The organism is Vibrio sp. N418, assembly GCF_000222565.1.
In the GTDB taxonomy this organism is placed as follows: domain Bacteria; phylum Pseudomonadota; class Gammaproteobacteria; order Enterobacterales; family Vibrionaceae; genus Vibrio; species Vibrio scophthalmi.
Genome location: NZ_AFWD01000058.1, coordinates 123,026 through 138,785, shown reverse-complemented (window position 1 = coordinate 138,785; position 15,760 = coordinate 123,026). Strand labels below are relative to the sequence as shown.

The 15,760-nt window shown below is 45.3% G+C and carries 16 protein-coding genes; 13 read left to right on the top strand and 3 right to left on the bottom strand.

What is annotated here, in order from left to right:
• Positions 1-51: 51 nt before the first annotated feature.
• Positions 52-879, bottom strand: coding sequence for an AraC family transcriptional regulator (locus tag RH86_RS13065; RefSeq protein WP_009386641.1), 828 nt, complete (start codon positions 877-879; stop codon positions 52-54).
• A 275-nt stretch (positions 880-1,154) separates the two neighbouring features.
• On the opposite strand from RH86_RS13065, the gene RH86_RS13060 reads away from it, so the two are divergent.
• Positions 1,155-1,790 carry a LysE family translocator gene (locus RH86_RS13060; protein ID WP_009386640.1) on the top strand — a complete coding sequence of 212 codons (636 nt, stop codon included), beginning with the start codon at positions 1,155-1,157 and terminating at the stop codon, positions 1,788-1,790.
• A 180-nt stretch (positions 1,791-1,970) separates the two neighbouring features.
• Positions 1,971-2,390 (top strand): GNAT family N-acetyltransferase, encoded by a 420-nt coding sequence (locus RH86_RS13055; RefSeq protein WP_009386639.1) that lies wholly within the window; start codon positions 1,971-1,973, stop codon positions 2,388-2,390.
• A gap of 89 nt (positions 2,391-2,479) precedes the next feature.
• Here RH86_RS13055 and RH86_RS13050 read toward each other — a convergent pair whose 3' ends face one another.
• On the bottom strand, positions 2,480-4,183 hold the full coding sequence (locus RH86_RS13050) for a phospho-sugar mutase (protein ID WP_009386637.1): 1,704 nt from the start codon (positions 4,181-4,183) through the stop codon (positions 2,480-2,482).
• A gap of 337 nt (positions 4,184-4,520) precedes the next feature.
• On the opposite strand from RH86_RS13050, the gene coxB reads away from it, so the two are divergent.
• The 4 genes from coxB (at position 4,521) to RH86_RS13030 (ending at position 8,923) form a co-directional block, all read left to right on the top strand.
• Positions 4,521-5,684 carry a cytochrome c oxidase subunit II gene (gene coxB / locus RH86_RS13045; protein ID WP_083823373.1) on the top strand — a complete coding sequence of 388 codons (1,164 nt, stop codon included), beginning with the start codon at positions 4,521-4,523 and terminating at the stop codon, positions 5,682-5,684.
• The gene (ctaD, locus tag RH86_RS13040) at positions 5,681-7,321 is read left to right on the top strand and encodes a cytochrome c oxidase subunit I (RefSeq protein ID WP_009386633.1); all 1,641 of its coding nucleotides are present in this window, start codon (positions 5,681-5,683) and stop codon (positions 7,319-7,321) included. The genes coxB and ctaD overlap by 4 nt, the downstream gene beginning before the upstream one ends.
• A gap of 10 nt (positions 7,322-7,331) precedes the next feature.
• Complete coding sequence (locus RH86_RS13035) at positions 7,332-7,973, top strand: cytochrome c oxidase assembly protein (protein ID WP_009386632.1); 642 nt, start codon at positions 7,332-7,334, stop codon at positions 7,971-7,973.
• A 65-nt stretch (positions 7,974-8,038) separates the two neighbouring features.
• Positions 8,039-8,923 carry a cytochrome c oxidase subunit 3 gene (locus RH86_RS13030; RefSeq protein ID WP_009386631.1) on the top strand — a complete coding sequence of 295 codons (885 nt, stop codon included), beginning with the start codon at positions 8,039-8,041 and terminating at the stop codon, positions 8,921-8,923.
• A 79-nt stretch (positions 8,924-9,002) separates the two neighbouring features.
• On the opposite strand, the gene RH86_RS13025 is transcribed toward RH86_RS13030, so the two are convergent.
• A complete protein-coding gene (locus tag RH86_RS13025; RefSeq protein WP_009386630.1) occupies positions 9,003-9,239 on the bottom strand; it encodes a DUF2909 domain-containing protein in 237 nt (78 codons plus the stop codon).
• On the opposite strand from RH86_RS13025, the gene RH86_RS13020 reads away from it, so the two are divergent.
• From RH86_RS13020 to RH86_RS12990, 7 genes are all read left to right on the top strand, one after another.
• A complete protein-coding gene (locus tag RH86_RS13020) occupies positions 9,229-9,996 on the top strand; it encodes an SURF1 family protein (RefSeq protein ID WP_009386628.1) in 768 nt (255 codons plus the stop codon). The two genes, RH86_RS13025 and RH86_RS13020, sit on opposite strands and share 11 nt — an antisense overlap.
• Positions 9,997-10,020: 24 nt before the next feature.
• Positions 10,021-10,569: a hypothetical protein gene (locus tag RH86_RS13015; protein ID WP_009386626.1), complete on the top strand. Its 549-nt coding sequence runs from the start codon at positions 10,021-10,023 to the stop codon at positions 10,567-10,569.
• Between the two features lie 9 nt (positions 10,570-10,578).
• Positions 10,579-11,673, top strand: a complete 1,095-nt coding sequence (locus RH86_RS13010) for a COX15/CtaA family protein (protein ID WP_009386625.1) — start codon at positions 10,579-10,581, stop codon at positions 11,671-11,673.
• Positions 11,666-12,562: a heme o synthase gene (cyoE, locus tag RH86_RS13005; RefSeq protein WP_009386571.1), complete on the top strand. Its 897-nt coding sequence runs from the start codon at positions 11,666-11,668 to the stop codon at positions 12,560-12,562. Before RH86_RS13010 ends, cyoE begins: the two co-directional genes overlap by 8 nt.
• A 113-nt stretch (positions 12,563-12,675) precedes the next feature.
• Positions 12,676-13,077, top strand: coding sequence for a VanZ family protein (locus RH86_RS13000; protein WP_009386569.1), 402 nt, complete (start codon positions 12,676-12,678; stop codon positions 13,075-13,077).
• A 393-nt stretch (positions 13,078-13,470) separates the two neighbouring features.
• The gene (aroG, locus tag RH86_RS12995; RefSeq protein WP_009386567.1) at positions 13,471-14,523 is read left to right on the top strand and encodes a 3-deoxy-7-phosphoheptulonate synthase AroG; all 1,053 of its coding nucleotides are present in this window, start codon (positions 13,471-13,473) and stop codon (positions 14,521-14,523) included.
• A 297-nt stretch (positions 14,524-14,820) separates the two neighbouring features.
• Positions 14,821-15,729, top strand: a complete 909-nt coding sequence (locus RH86_RS12990; RefSeq protein ID WP_009386565.1) for an aldo/keto reductase family oxidoreductase — start codon at positions 14,821-14,823, stop codon at positions 15,727-15,729.
• Positions 15,730-15,760: the final 31 nt, after the last annotated feature.

The window sequence follows — 15,760 nt, the reverse complement described above, 5'->3', positions numbered from 1 at the left end:
TCTGTCCACATTACGCCATGTGCGATAAACAAACCTTGTACAAAATTGCCGTTAAAGTGATTGTTTATATTGTTTTGGAGTGACGCCCATTGCGCGTTTAAAATGTCGATGCAGATGGCTTTGATCATGGAAGCCGGATTCTTGGGCCACATCACTTAGGCGGTGTCCTTGTTTCATTAACGTCATGGCATAGCGCAAACGAGCTTGGATTTGATAGCCGTGTGGTGGAAGGCCAAATTCTTTTTGGAAGGAACGCGCAAAGTGATAAGGGCTGAGGTTGGCCAGCTTCGCTAACTCTTCCAAAGAGACATCCGCTTGTGGAAAGTCATCAATGAACTCTTTCGCCACCATTAACTGACGTTGATTGCGGCTTATTTCTTCATTGACGATGTATTTCTTTGCATGGCGAGCCATCAGCTTAACTAACGTGCCATAGACTAAGGTTTCCCTTAGTAAACGGTTATCCGAGTTTTCTAAGACATCGAATACCAAACGTAGCTGTTGTGCCATTTCAGGATCGTAAACAACAGGTTCAGCGAAATAGGGGACCATGGCCTCGCGGCTGATGCCGTCAGTGAGCGATGAAAACTGCTTAGGCAGGGGATACATTGCCTTATATTCCCAACCATTTTCACTGGCACTTTGGCCATTATGCACTTGTTCGGCATTGACCAATATAATGCTATCTTCTGGTGCAATATGATTACCACCGTTGCGAAAAAAGCGTTGCGCGCCTTTTTGAATCACTCCAACGGTATAACCCTCATGACTATGGCGAGAAAAATTTTGGTGCTTATATTTAGCGTCGATCAACTCTAAGCCACCGAGCTCTTGCGCCAGTTGAAACTTCGCACTCTCTTTAAAATGATTGTCGTCCATAGTGAACAGCGCTCCTTGCCAAATGGGTTGCTGTCAGGATAGATGATCTCTAACAGAAGTTTTTGTACAAACTTGCTCTTTACTTACTATATGATCGGCACGAATTTTAGTCACTTAAACTCTAGGCTATTGAAAAATAGCATTTTTGGTATTAGTTAAAACTCTGCATTGATAGCTAATTCCTAAAATATTTGTTATTTCAGCGATAAAATCTAGATATTAAAATTAGGGCAATATAAAATCCCTGTCCTTTCGCTAAGCTGCAAATAATAATTATGATTGATATCTCTATTTTGCCTGTCTATTTGACGGCAGTGGTGGCACTTTTGCTTCTTCCCGGACCAGACATGTTACTGATAGCTAGTTCAAGTATTAGCTATGGTCGTCGCGTGGGTATTTTTGCCAGTTTAGGCAATGCTACATCGGGCATTATTCTTACTTTGCTTGCCGCTTTAGGCGTGTCAGCTCTGATCGCGATGAGCCCAATGGCATTAAAAGCATTGCACTTACTTGGTGGAGCGTATCTACTAAAAATGGGCTGGGATTGTATTCGCACTCAAGGCATCGATGCGCCAGAACTCGATGGCCAAAGTAAGATGGCAAGTAAATTCTACCAGCGAGCATTGGTGAGTAATCTACTTAATCCGAAAGCATTGGTGTTCTTTGTGATGTTTTTACCGCAGTTTGTCTCGACTAAAGTGGCGGCAACCTCAGGTGAACAAATGTTGGTGCTCGGTTTAGTATTGAACGTTCTTGGTTTGATCTTTAACTTTCTTCTGGTCGCGCTGGTGGGAACGATGGGGAAAGGATTGCTCGAGAATGCCAAATTTAGAATGTATCAACATAAGTTTATGGGCGCGATCTTTTTAGTGCTGGCGTTATGGATGCTGAATAGCTTTTTCCAAGCCTAGTATTGGTGATGAACACGACGAGGTAACGTGTTTATTATCCTCAAATTTAACTGATTTTTAAGCCAGCTTTATTGCTGGTTTTTTTATGTCATAACTCTATGTTTGTATATTTTTATCTATAAACGTAAATAGGGTAATCTACTGCCATCAGCCAGCAATGGGCACAATAAGGAGTAGTGTATGCAGGTAGAGTTTATCGTCGACCCGGACGAGTCGGTTAAACAAGCAATCTTGGGGGGATTACGTACCTTCAATAGCCACAATTTACCCGATTTTCCTAGCCACAAAGTGGCTTGTGTTGCAAATGATGAGCAAGGAACCTTTTGTGGAGGCTTATTTGGAGAGGTATACACAAATACGCTATTCATTGATTATTTTTGGCTTGATGAAACTAAGCGCACTTCTGGTCTTGGCCGACAGGTGTTTAGCATCGCGGAGCAGCAGGTGCGAGAAATGGGCGTGACGGACATTTATCTCGATACCTTTTCATTTCAAGCAAGAGGTTTCTATCTTAAGCTCGGCTTTGAAGAAGTAGGCCGTTATAGTGGTTATCCGATGGCGGGTGTCGATAAAATCTTTTTGCAAAAGCGAATTGGTTAGCGAGCAAACTTCTAAGTCTGTTTAATAATGTAAACAAAAAAGCATGGTTCCCCATGCTTTTTGGCTTTTTCGGCGATATTCGCGTCAATTTAAATCATATGTTGATGCTCTGCAATGAGCATATCCATCGATAATTGAGCTTTTTCAAGTGCTGAAGAATAGTCATCATTGCTCGAAATGGGTTCAACCACTTCATAGTAGCACTTCAATTTCGGCTCCGTGCCTGATGGTCGCACGATAACGCGAGCACCTCCAGAAAGGTGATAAATCAGTACATCACTACTCGGTAAATCAATCGTTTCAATACGGCCATCAGCATAGTGGCGACGCTGGTGTTTAAGATCTTCGGTGATCTCTACGTTACGTCCGGCAATCGCGACTGGCGGTTCCGTGCGCAGTTTATCACCGACGGGTGGCGTGTTGGGTGCTAGGGCGATGCTTCTTTGAGCATTAACAAATATACCATGCTGGCGATAGAGGCTTTCTAACTGATCCCAAATCGTTTTTCCTTGGCTGTAAAGTTCTGCACTCAACTGAGCGAAAGCGACGAGTGCCGATAAGCCATCTTTATCCCACACCTTGCTTCCGACGGTATAACCAAGCGCTTCCTCATAAGCGAATAAGAATTGATGTTCTGCAGATTGCTTTTGCATCGCGACGTTGGTGAGCCATTTAAATCCAGTTAAGGTTTGGAAGTACTCTGCGCCATGAGCTGCGGCAATTTTACTGAGTAGACTCGATGAAACGATGGTGTTGCCCACCAGCTGCTTGGACGATTCTGTTTTGCTGAGTAAGTAATGACCAAATAGCGCACCAACTTGATCGCCGGTTAACATTTGGTAGTCGCCGTCGGGTTTTTGAACCGCTACGGCAAAACGATCAGCGTCGGGATCATTGGCGCAGGCTAATTGCGCGTTGTGTTGTTTGGCAAGGGCGATCACCATATCCATAGCACCGGCTTCTTCGGGATTAGGGAAGTTAACTGTCGGGAAGGAACCATCAGGTTCGCGTTGCTCTTTTACACTGTAAACTTTACTAAAGCCGGCATCCGCAAGCAGGGTTTCTGCCATTCTTGCGCCAACACCGTGCATTGCTGTGTAAGCAATACCAATCGCATCTGGCTGGCTATGATTAGTTAGCAGAGTATTGCTATTCATGGTTTGGCGATAGGTTTGGTAGTAGTCATCATTAAGCCACTCGAGTTTGCCTTGTTGCTGAGCCTCTTCAAGTGACAGTAATGAAATTGGCTGATTAGCGACGGCGTCGATACAAGCAGCGATGCCGGAATCGTGTGGTGGAATGATCTGCGCACCATTTTGCCAGTAAACCTTAAAACCGTTATATTCCGGAGGGTTATGGCTAGCCGTTACAACGACAGCAGCGACGGTGTTGAGGTAATTAACCCCAAAAGCAACGATAGGCGTTGCCGCGACATCGTGAGTTAAGTAGACCTTGATACCCAACTGTGCCAGCACGGCGGCTGTATCATGAGCAAATTGCTTTGAATCGGTGCGGCCATCATAACCAATCACAACTCCTCGTTGATTAGCATCGCTAAATTGGCTTTGTAAGTAGTGACCAAGTCCACACGCAGTTTGCTGAATAACCAATCTATTCATTCGGTTAGGACCACAACCCACTTTGCCACGTAACCCCGCGGTACCAAACTCTAAGCGGCTACGAAATCGGTCCGTTAATTCGTGTTGTTGATTTTCAGCAATCAAACGTTGCAATTCTTCACGTGTTTTTGGGTCTGGATCGAGTGCCAGCCATTGTGTCATTTGTTCTGTCATCGTGATTACCTATTTGAGACGTTTCATTTATCTTAGGTGATATTGCTTATCATTTGCGAGAGCGCAATCGCTAAACCATTTTGTCACTGCACTTTCTTGCACATTTTAAAATCGATAACTAGCATTAATTAACATAAATATAACAAATTGCGTCAGTTTTAGGTGAACTCAAATGAATTAATTTTCCAATTTCATTTGAGATGTAATCTAGGTATTACGCATGGAAAGCACGAATAAAGCGCAAATGGACGTTGAGCAGAGTTTCTGATGTTCTACGTAAAAGTGATTGAACCTTTCGTTTTCGCGCTCGACTGGGCAGAAGCAGAGGAGAGCTCTTTTGAAGAGAATACCAGCATGGCTATGGCTAACATTGAAAGTCGGGGCTGCAATATCGGCATTTTCAGCAAGCGCTGAAGAGCCAGTACTAAACATGACGCAAGGCGTGACACAAATCAGTGGGCAGGTTTATGAGCTGCATATGCTGATTTTTTACATATGCTGCGCAATCGCCTTGATTGTTTTTGGCGCGATGTTTTATTCCATTTTTAAACATCGCAAGTCGAAGGGCGCGGTGGCTGCACATTTTCATGAAAGCACCAAAGTTGAAATTATTTGGACTGTCATCCCCATCATTATCTTGATCGCCATGGCGATACCAGCCACTAAAACCCTAGTGGCAATGGAAGATACCACCCAATCAGATCTTACCGTCAAAATCACCGGCTCTCAGTGGAAGTGGCATTACAGTTACTTTGGTGAAGAGGTGGAGTTCTTTAGTTTGTTGGCGACTAGCCAGAAGCAAATCGATGGTCTTGAAGCGAAAGGAGCGCATTATCTACTGGAAGTCGATAACCCGTTGGTGTTGCCTATCAATCGTAAAATTCGCTTTTTAATGACCTCTGATGATGTGATTCATTCTTGGTGGGTACCGGATTTTGCGGTGAAAAAAGACACTATCCCTGGTTTTATCAACGAAGCTTGGACACGCATTGATAAACCTGGGGTGTATCGCGGTCAATGTGCCGAGTTGTGCGGACGAGCCCATGGTTTTATGCCCATCGTGGTACACGCAATGGAAGAGGATGATTACGATGCATGGCTTGCCGATCAGAAAGTTCAGTTAGCGTTAGCCAAAGAGCAGGCGGCACAAGCGCTAGGCAGTGTATTAACCCTCGAAGAGTTAATGCTGGAAGGCGAACAGATTTATGTTGAGCGCTGTGCGGTTTGTCACCAAGCCAATGGCGAGGGGATTCCTGGTGCATTCCCTGCGATTAAGGGCAGTGCAGTGGTAACGGGCGATTTGGATGCACACATCAGTACTATCGTAAATGGGGTGGCGGGTACCGCGATGCAATCATTTAGTAACCAACTGACCGAACAAGAGATCGCCGCCGTAATCACTTATCAACGTAATGGATTTGAGAATAATACCGGCGATGTGGTCCAAGCCGCGGACATCAATGCCTTTAAGATGCAAAGCCAAGGCAAGGAGGCACAATGAAAACCCAGACTCCTCACCCAACCAAGTCATCGCCAGTCGCCGATGCTGATTTGAGTCGCGCGAATTCAACTGCGGCACTCGATCATGAAGAGCATCACGCACCCAAAGGGTTGGCTCGCTGGATTTACTCTACTAACCACAAAGACATCGGTACGCTCTATTTATGGTTTAGTTTGATCATGTTTTTCACCGGCGGCGCAATGGCAATGATCATTCGTGCAGAGCTCTTTCAGCCGGGGTTACAACTTGTTGATCCACAATTTTTTAATCAGATGACCACGGTGCATGGCTTAGTGATGGTGTTTGGTGCTGTGATGCCTGCTTTCACGGGGCTGGCAAACTGGATGATTCCATTAATGATTGGTGCGCCAGATATGGCATTGCCCCGTATGAATAACCTCAGCTTTTGGATCTTGCCTTTTGCGTTTGCAATTTTAATTGGTTCACTGTTCACAGCGGGTGGTGGGCCTGATTTTGGCTGGACTTTTTATGCGCCACTGTCGACAACTTACGGGCCAGATAGCACCGCGTTGTTCGTTTTTTCGGTGCACATTATGGGGATCAGCTCGATCATGGGGGCGATAAACGTCATCGTGACCATCGTCAATATGCGTGCACCAGGAATGACATGGTTCAAAATGCCGTTGTTTGTCTGGACATGGTTGATCACTGCTTTTCTATTGATTGCCGTTATGCCGGTGCTGGCGGGGGCCGTCACCATGGTGTTGACGGATAAGTACTTTGGTACTTCGTTCTTTGATGCGGCGGGGGGCGGTGATCCAGTGATGTTCCAGCATATTTTCTGGTTCTTCGGTCACCCAGAAGTGTACATTATGATTTTGCCTTCATTTGGCATTATTTCGGCGATTATCCCAGCATTTAGCGGCAAAAAGCTTTTTGGTTATCACTCTATGGTGTACGCCACTTGCAGTATTGCGTTGTTGTCGTTCCTTGTTTGGGCGCACCACATGTTTACCACTGGGATGCCAGTATTTGCCGAACTGTTCTTTATGTATTGCACCATGTTGATCGCCGTACCAACTGGGGTGAAAGTTTTTAACTGGGTGGCGACCATGTGGCGAGGAGCAATGACATTTGAAACGCCGATGCTGTTCGCGATCGCCTTTATTGTATTGTTCACAATCGGTGGTTTTTCAGGATTGATGTTGGCGATAGTGCCTGCCGACTTCCAATATCACGATACCTATTTTGTGGTGGCGCATTTTCATTATGTGCTGGTGTCTGGTGCGGTCTTCTCTATCATGGCGGCGGCCTATTATTGGCTGCCTAAATGGACTGGGTATATGTACGACCAAAAATTAAGTTTATGGCATTTTTGGACTTCGATTATCTCGGTCAACGTGTTGTTCTTCCCGATGCACTTTCTGGGGTTGGCGGGGATGCCAAGACGGATCCCAGATTATGCGATTCAGTTTGCCGATGTGAACCAAATTGTCTCCATTGGTGGCTTTGCATTTGGTTTATCACAGTTGTTGTTCTTGTGGGTTGTCATTAAATGCATTCGTGGTGGAGAAAAAGCCCCTGCGAAGCCATGGGAACGGGCGGAAGGATTGGAATGGACCGTTCCAAGCCCTGCACCGCACCATACCTTTTCGACGCCACCTAAAATAGATTGAGGTGATGATCATGGATGAACAAGAGCATATTCAACGCAAAGCGAACAAAACCTTAACGGCTAAGTTGTTGGTCGCCACGATAGCGATGTTTGGCTTTGGTTTCGCGCTGGTGCCGTTGTACGACATTATGTGCGATGCACTTGGCATCAATGGCAAAACTAATCGTGAGGCTGTGGAGCAACCCGCTGCGTTAACACCTGATACGTCGCGCACGATTCGAGTTGAGTTTATTGCTCACCCTAATCCGACTATGCCGTGGGAGTTTAAACCTCAAGTTATGAGCATGGATGTACATCCTGGGGAGGTAATTCAGACCTCTTACTACGCATTTAACCGTTCCGATCAAACGGTGATTGGCCAAGCCGTCCCCTCGGTTTCTCCCGGAATGGGGGCAAGCTACTTTAACAAAGTGGAGTGTTTTTGTTTTAACAAACAGCCACTTGATGGCCGAAGTGGCGTGGATATGCCGCTAATTTTTTACATAGAACGAGATATACCTCAATCGATTCATACCTTAACGCTCTCTTACACGCTGTATGACATCACGGCTGCACAAAATAAGAAGAGCAAGCAAGTGGCGAAAATTGAGGCTCCGGCATCACGCGATATGACTAAACAGACAATGCGCGACAATAATTTGCAGGGCAACTGAACCACAACTGCTTGGCCAGAAGCATGCCACAACCACGAAACTCGTGGCTTACAAGGAGAAACAGCATGAGCTCTAAACCTCAATCATATTATGTACCAGCACAAAGTACCTGGCCGATCGTGGCAGCCATCGCCTTGTTTTTGATTGCGCTAGGGGCCGGGTTGACGGTGCAAACCATGGCTGAAGGTGGCAGTGCGAGTCTCTTTTCAAAAATTATATTGGGTTTTGGCTTTCTTTTTCTGCTCTACGTCTTAGCAAGGTGGTTCAGTAACGTGATTACTGAGTCGATGACCGGTCTCTATTCTGCGCAAATATCACGTTCGTTTCGTCAGGGAATGAGCTGGTTTATATTCTCGGAAATCATGTTTTTTGGTGCATTTTTCGGGGCGCTGTTTTATGCACGTTTGATCTCGGTTCCTTGGCTTGCTGGAGCAAGTAATAATGCGATGACTCATGAAGTGCTGTGGCCGGCGTTTGAGGCAATATGGCCGCTGACCACGACACCTGATGGTACGACAACCATGGCAATGGGCTGGGCAGGCATTCCGCTAAAAAATACGCTGATCCTGCTGTTATCTTCCGTCACTTTGCATATGGCGCACGTCAGTTTAGAGCGTAACAAGCGCATGGCGTTGATTGTGTGGCTCGAAATTACCATCGTATTGGCATTCTTCTTTCTTTATTTTCAGGCGGCGGAATACATTCATGCATATGAAGAGCTGGGCTTGACGTTAGATGCAGGTATTTACGGCAATACCTTTTTCTTATTAACAGGCTTTCATGGTTTACATGTCTGTTTAGGCACCATCTTCTTGATCATCTTGTTGGCTCGGGTTGCGAAAGATCACTTTACTCCGAAAGATCATTTCGCGTTTCAGGCCGGGAGTTGGTATTGGCACTTTGTTGATGTGGTGTGGTTGTGTTTGTTCATCTTTGTCTACGTGCTTTAGCCAGAACCCATCGTTCTCAAATATCAAAACGATGGGTGAATAGAGCTGGATTGAGAGTGTGTTTAATCAATGGGTATTGCTAATAAGGGCGGACATTGGCTTCGATGACGCCGGTAAGTAAAGCCACAATGAGTAACACCACCGCGAGGGCGGAGAGAACAAGACGTTGACCTAAATAGTGACTCATAGGAGGCTGATCAGATTCGTTTGCTTCGTCTTCATCGGGCGATTTAACCATCTCAATTAAGGCTTTGGCGAGGTTGGCGATGATAAAAAGCAGTAGTACCACAAGCAGTAATTTGAAGATGAAAACCATAGCGTTGTCCTTAAGTGAGTTAATTAAACAACCGTCGTTTTGGTTGGCGCTAATCTTAACTGTGGTTGCGATATCGATATTGGTCAACTTGGGATTATGGCAATTAAATCGGGCTGAGCAGAAACAGGCGATACAGCAAGAGCTTGATAGCAAGCAGCGGCAAACCCTTCTGCCATTAGATGATGTACAGCCTAGCCAAGAGAGCCATTTGACCGGGCAACGAGTGGACGTTGTTGTGACGCCAATACATGGAAAATACTTATTGCTAGATAACCAAGTATTTGAGGGCAATGTGGGCTATTTGGCGATTCAGTTGATGAAAACGGCACAAGGGCGTTATGTATTACTTGAACGAGGCTTTATTCCTGCGGGTGTGAATCGTTCAATTCTACCTGAGGTCAATTGGTTGGATGAGAGGTATCAAGGGGAAGGGCGATTGTATGTACGTTCAAACAACCCGCTCAGTGACGCATTGATGGCTGAGGATACCTGGCCAGTGCGTATTCAAAATTTGAACATCGCTGCGTTAAGTCGCCTTTGGCAATACCCAATTGAGAGGTTTGTCGTTCAACCACAATCGATTGTTCAGCAGTGGGATTACCCACAACCGTGGAACCCACTGCCAATGAGCGCAGGAAAACATATTGGTTATGCGGTGCAGTGGTTTGCCATGGCAGTAGCATTGGCAATATTAGCGCTTATTTGGCTGTCGTTGGCAGTGAAGTCAAAGCAAAAAGTGGTCAACGATTTACCTTGATTGTCATTGAGCTAAGGAGAGCAAATGAAAGCATCAGTTACTCGCGGTCGCATCATGTTATTGGCACTTATTTTCGTGTTTGCTTCGCCTGCACTATTAGCCAAGTTGATTCTACAGCAGCAGTGGTACACGGCTGGCGTGACCAATAAAGGTACGTTAATTGAACCTTCCACCAGTTATGCGAGCCTTGGTGTTGAGAATCCTTATCTTGGTCAGCGTTGGCAATTGGCCTATGTGATGCCAGAAGTATGCGACTCGCTCTGCCTAGAACAACTCTATCTACTGAAACAAAGCCATACTGCCTTAGGAAAGTATCAACAGCGGGTTGAACCTGTCGTGCTAGTTCGCGAGCGTAGTGATCAACAAGCGCTTCAGGACATTGGTTTGTCAACACTTACGATCAACAGCGCATTTGGGCAAGTGGTGGACAGTTTTGAATATGTGATTGTTGACCCAAGAGGTCAGCTAGTCATGCGCTACCCAAAGGTGGATTCGCAAGACCATTTAGTGGCTCAAAGTAAAGGATTACTGGCTGATCTGAGAAAACTACTCAAGTTATCTCGGGTGGGTTAAGGAGGCTCTATGCTATTAAAACGCATGTTACAACTGAGTTTGCTGCTGACGTTTATCGTCATTCTTTTAGGTGCTTATACTCGTCTAGCGGATGCCGGACTAGGCTGCCCAGATTGGCCCGGTTGTTATGGTCAGCTTAGCGTACCCAATAGTGAGCTGGAAATTGCTCAAGCCAACCATCTTTTTCCTGCTTTAACTGTCGAGACGGATAAAGCATGGCTGGAAATGATCCATCGATATTTTGCAGGCTCGCTTGGTTTATTGGTCTTTGCCATTTCAGTTATCGCTATTGTTCAAAAACAAGTGGGCCGAGTGTTGCCTGTTTTGATCAGTGTCGTGGTCGTATTCCAAGCTCTACTCGGAATGTGGACAGTCACGATGAAGTTGATGCCTTTAGTGGTGATGGGACACTTACTTGGCGGCTTTACACTGTTTAGCTTATTGGCTTTGTTGTATTGGCAGGTTCGAGCAAGTGAATGCTCACATACCGCACTCGAACAAGAGCCTGAGCCCAATGTCGCCCTTCTTGTGCATAATACCAAGCAACGGATATCGCCTAATTCTAGTGTGATAAAAATCATTGCCGTGTTGGCTTTAATACTGCTGGTAATGCAAATTGCGCTTGGTGGTTGGACATCCTCCAATTATGCCGCCTTAATGTGTACCGAACTGCCGATATGCCAAGGACAATGGCGTGATTATTTGGACTTCAACACCGCTTTTCAGTTCATCCAACCACCACAAGAGAGCTATGAGTTTGGCACGTTAGACTATGGTGCAAGAATGACGATTCATGTCATGCATCGCTTTGGCGCAATGGCAGTGAGTCTTGTATTGATTAGTTTGATTTGGCAGTTATTCAAACAAGAAAATTCTTACTATCAGCGCCAAGCTAGATGGTTAACAGTATTGCTGGCGCTACAGATCATGTTGGGGATCAGTAATGTTGTCTTTAGCTTACCCATCGTGGTTGCGGTTGCTCACAATCTCGGAGCCGCATTGCTTTTACTTAATGTACTGTATATTAATCATTTATTGTGGCAATCAATCCCTAAAACTTCTGCACTAGGTACGCGTGTTGGCAAGGAGGCCTACCATGAGTAAATCTCTAAGTTATGAATACAGCCAGAGCAAAGCCGTGTGGCGTAGTTACCTTGCATTAACCAAGCCAAAAGTGGTGATGTTGATGCTACTCACGGCGCTAGTTGGGATGTGTTTGGCTATGCCGGGTTCTCTGCCTTTGCAGCAAAGTGTATTGGGAATGCTGGGCATTGGCTTAATGGCTTCTTCGGCGGCAGCTTTCAATCATTTAATTGATCGTCGTATTGATGCCGTGATGGCTCGAACACACCGCCGCCCTTTACCACAAGGGGAGATGTCGCCAATGCGTGTGGCGGGATTTGCCACCACCCTCGGTGTTGCGGGGTTTATGATATTGCTGTTTACCGTTAATCCGCTAACGGCTTGGCTGACGTTTGCCAGTCTTTTGGGCTATGCAGTGGTTTACACCATGTATTTGAAACGTGCGACGCCACAAAATATTGTCATCGCTGGGATTGCCGGGGCAATGCCGCCGTTGTTGGGTTGGAGCGCGGTGACGGGGGAGCTACACAGCCATGCTTGGCTGCTTGTGATGATCATTTTTATCTGGACGCCACCACATTTTTGGGCGCTCGCCATCCATCGCCGAGATGATTATGCCAAAGCCGATATTCCTATGCTGCCAGTGACTCATGGGATTGAGTACACTAAAACCTCTATCTTGCTTTACACCATTTTATTGGCCTTAGTGTGTTTATTACCCGCTTTGGTTGGGATGAGTGGTCCACTTTATTGGATAGGCTCCATTGTGTTGAGTGCAGGCTTTATTGGTTATGCTTGGAAGTTGAAATACCAGCCAACAGAGAAGACAGCCATCGAGACGTTTAAGTTCTCTATTTACCATCTGATGCTGCTTTTTGTTTTACTGTTGGTCGATCACTACATTACTTAACGATATAAAAAATAACCAAAAATCAACAAAATGACCTTTGATATCACGAGGGGTTCACGTATGCTGGTCGTATTTTCATCATCCAGACAGCATGACCCCTTAGAACAGCAAGCATGAATAAATGTCCTTTATATTTTAATCGCCGAGTGCTTCTGCTCATGGTTGTCGTATTGCTTGGCGGTTTAGCGTCAATGGCGAAGACGTTTAATGTGCATGGCAACAGCGTACGAGAAGTTGAAGTATTGCTTGGTGGTGACTGGGCCCTGCACAGTATCCTCTCATTTTTATTGGGATTTATAGCCTGTTGGGCGACCCCAAAATACTATTTTCGTAACGCCTTATTTCGCTTCCCCCCGCTGTTGATCCTAATGCTCTGTCTCGTCTCAGCAGATGAGGCTTTTCAAGCCGTTAGCCCGTTGAGAGAATTCTCATGGCAAGATTTTTTGATCAATATTTCCGGGCTTTTATTGGGTAGTGCTGTCTATCGCCTCTATTTGGCAAATCAGTCTAATTGAGCGCCTATTCAGTCGAGAATTTGTGACCTTACCGCGTTCACAGATCTCATAATCCCTTTCAGATTGAATCTGCTTTAGGATGACGTATCTAGTGGTTTTTGTTGAATCTGCTCTGAATCTTGCGAGAAGCTTAAAAAGTTATTTTTATAATTCTTTGAATTTAATTAATTTTTGATTAGATTTTCGTTAGTTTCTTATCTTTGATAATGGGTGTAATTTTTTATTTACACTAGCTGTAAAGTTTAAAATATGCAGAAATATTGCCTTTTAAATAAAATAATGGTTGCAAGGTTTGTTTTTGATAGATAAGTTACAAGGAACAGGAACGTAAAGGGTCGAATCGGCAAGCACGTAATAATGCCAATCACTCGAAATAAACAGGAAGAAGTAGCGATGTTTCAAACAGATGATGTACGAATCCACAAAGTAAAAGAGTTATTACCACCGGTAGCTGTATTAGAAAAATTTCCGGCAACAGAAACCGCTTCTTCTACAACATTTCGTTCACGCGAATCAATTTCAAATATCTTAAAGGGCACTGACGATCGTCTATTAGTCATTGTCGGTCCATGTTCGATTCACGATACTGAAGCGGCGCTAGAGTACGGCAAGAAGCTGAAAGTACTGCGTGATGAGCTGAGTGAAGACCTTGAAGTGGTCATGCGAGTTTACTTTGAGAAACCGCGTACTACCGTGGGCTGGAAAGGTTTGATTAACGACCCTTACTTGAACGACACCTTCAAAATTAACGATGGACTGCGTATTGGCCGTAAGTTGCTACTCGATTTAACTGATCTTGGTATTCCGACGGCAAGTGAGTTCCTAGACATGATCACGCCGCAATACGTTGGCGATTTGATCAGCTGGGGTGCAATAGGTGCTCGTACCACGGAATCTCAGGTTCACCGTGAGTTATCATCGGGCCTATCATGCCCAGTTGGCTTTAAGAATGGTACTGATGGCAACATCAAAATCGCCTCAGATGCGATTCGCTCTGCTGGCGCTTCTCACCATTTCCTATCTGTGACGAAGTTCGGTCACTCGGCGATTATTGAGACCAGTGGAAACCCAGATTGCCACATCATTTTACGTGGCGGTAAAGAGCCAAATTACAGCGCTGAGCATGTGAGTGCAATTAAGCAAGAGCTTGAAGCATCAGGTTTGCCGCAGAAAGTGATGATTGACTTTAGCCATGCCAACAGCTCAAAAGAGTATAAGCGCCAGATGGTAGTTGCTGAAGATGTGGCAGGCCAGCTAGCGGCAGGTGAAGACGCTATTTTTGGTGTGATGATTGAATCTCATTTGGTTGAGGGTCGCCAAGATCTTATTGATGGTAAAGCAGCGACTTATGGCCAATCGATTACCGATGGTTGTATTAACTGGGATGACACTGAGCAAGTGCTGCGTCAGCTCGCTCAGGCAGTGAAACAGCGTCGTAACGCCTAGCGGCTCATTTTAAATGAAAAAGCTCCTATCTGTAGGAGCTTTTTTTATGCTGTCTGTTTGTTCAGGTAGAAGCTAGATTTCGGCAAATATTTAGTTTCAGTGCTTCTGATTTCATCCTCTACACTTATCGGTAGCTTTCAAGCGATGTGTCTATTTGATGTAGGCATAGCGTTGGAGTAAGAAAAGTGTGGCGGTTGACCCAAAACTGGTAATTATCAGGCGCTCTACTCGGGTTCGCATTGAGCATTTATTCAAAGCAGCTTAGCCTAGTGGCAGGATAATTTAGGAGTAATAGAGATGGTGTCTAAAGTGGTAGTTGGCCCACAAGGTCCTGAGCTTTCAGAACTGGTACAAGGTTACTGGCGACTAACGGAGTGGGGCATGACGCCTCAACAACGTTTGACGTTTTTAAAGCAGCACATAGATTTAGGGATCACGACTGTTGACCATGCAGATATTTATGGTGGCTATGAGTGTGAGCAGTTGTTTGGCGAAGCGATGAAGTTGGATCCGTCTGTTCGCGAGCAAATTCAAATTGTCACTAAGTGCGACATTCAGTTGTGTGGTGCAAAACATCCGCAACGTAAAGTGAATCATTATGATACCAGCTCGGCGCATATTCATGAGTCGGTGAATAATTCGTTGTCTCGCCTCAATGTTGATCACATCGATTTATTATTGATTCATCGTCCAGATGTATTGATGGATGCGGATGAAGTTGCTGAGGTTTTTTCTGAACTGCATAAAGTTGGTAAGGTAAAATACTTCGGTGTATCTAATTTTACGCCAAGTCAGTTTGATCTGCTTGAGTCGCGAACGCACAAGCCACTAGTGACGAACCAAGTAGAAATTAATCCACTGAATTTTGATGTTGCACATGATGGTACGCTAGATCAACTACAAATGAAGCGCGTAAGACCGATGGCGTGGTCATGTCTTGCTGGTGGTGAGTTGTTTACAGGCCAATCCGAACAAGCAAAACGTGTTCGTGCAGAGCTCGAAGCGATTCGTGTAGAAGTTGGTGCGCAGTCGATTGAACAAGTGATTTATGCATGGGTACGACGCCTACCATCAAAGCCACTGGCAATCATTGGTTCGGGTAAGATTGAGCGCGTAGAAAGCGCCGTGAGCTCCCTGTCAATCGAATTGACTCGTGAACAATGGTATCGCATTTGGGTGGCTTCTAAAGGTCATGGTGTTGCCTAAGCCTGATGGAATAGAAAAACGGATAAGCCAA

Coding starts and splice junctions, on each gene's coding strand:
- RH86_RS13035 (WP_009386632.1), top strand. CDS start 7,332: ATGGATGAACAAGAGCATATTCAACGCAAAGCGAACAAAACCTTAACG.
- RH86_RS13015 (WP_009386626.1), top strand. CDS start 10,021: ATGAAAGCATCAGTTACTCGCGGTCGCATCATGTTATTGGCACTTATT.
- RH86_RS13060 (WP_009386640.1), top strand. CDS start 1,155: ATGATTGATATCTCTATTTTGCCTGTCTATTTGACGGCAGTGGTGGCA.
- RH86_RS13030 (WP_009386631.1), top strand. CDS start 8,039: ATGAGCTCTAAACCTCAATCATATTATGTACCAGCACAAAGTACCTGG.
- cyoE (WP_009386571.1), top strand. CDS start 11,666: ATGAGTAAATCTCTAAGTTATGAATACAGCCAGAGCAAAGCCGTGTGG.
- RH86_RS13025 (WP_009386630.1), bottom strand. CDS start 9,239: ATGGTTTTCATCTTCAAATTACTGCTTGTGGTACTACTGCTTTTTATC.
- ctaD (WP_009386633.1), top strand. CDS start 5,681: ATGAAAACCCAGACTCCTCACCCAACCAAGTCATCGCCAGTCGCCGAT.
- RH86_RS13055 (WP_009386639.1), top strand. CDS start 1,971: ATGCAGGTAGAGTTTATCGTCGACCCGGACGAGTCGGTTAAACAAGCA.
- RH86_RS13020 (WP_009386628.1), top strand. CDS start 9,229: ATGAAAACCATAGCGTTGTCCTTAAGTGAGTTAATTAAACAACCGTCG.
- aroG (WP_009386567.1), top strand. CDS start 13,471: ATGTTTCAAACAGATGATGTACGAATCCACAAAGTAAAAGAGTTATTA.
- RH86_RS13000 (WP_009386569.1), top strand. CDS start 12,676: ATGAATAAATGTCCTTTATATTTTAATCGCCGAGTGCTTCTGCTCATG.
- RH86_RS13050 (WP_009386637.1), bottom strand. CDS start 4,183: ATGACAGAACAAATGACACAATGGCTGGCACTCGATCCAGACCCAAAA.
- RH86_RS12990 (WP_009386565.1), top strand. CDS start 14,821: ATGGTGTCTAAAGTGGTAGTTGGCCCACAAGGTCCTGAGCTTTCAGAA.
- RH86_RS13010 (WP_009386625.1), top strand. CDS start 10,579: ATGCTATTAAAACGCATGTTACAACTGAGTTTGCTGCTGACGTTTATC.
- RH86_RS13065 (WP_009386641.1), bottom strand. CDS start 879: ATGGACGACAATCATTTTAAAGAGAGTGCGAAGTTTCAACTGGCGCAA.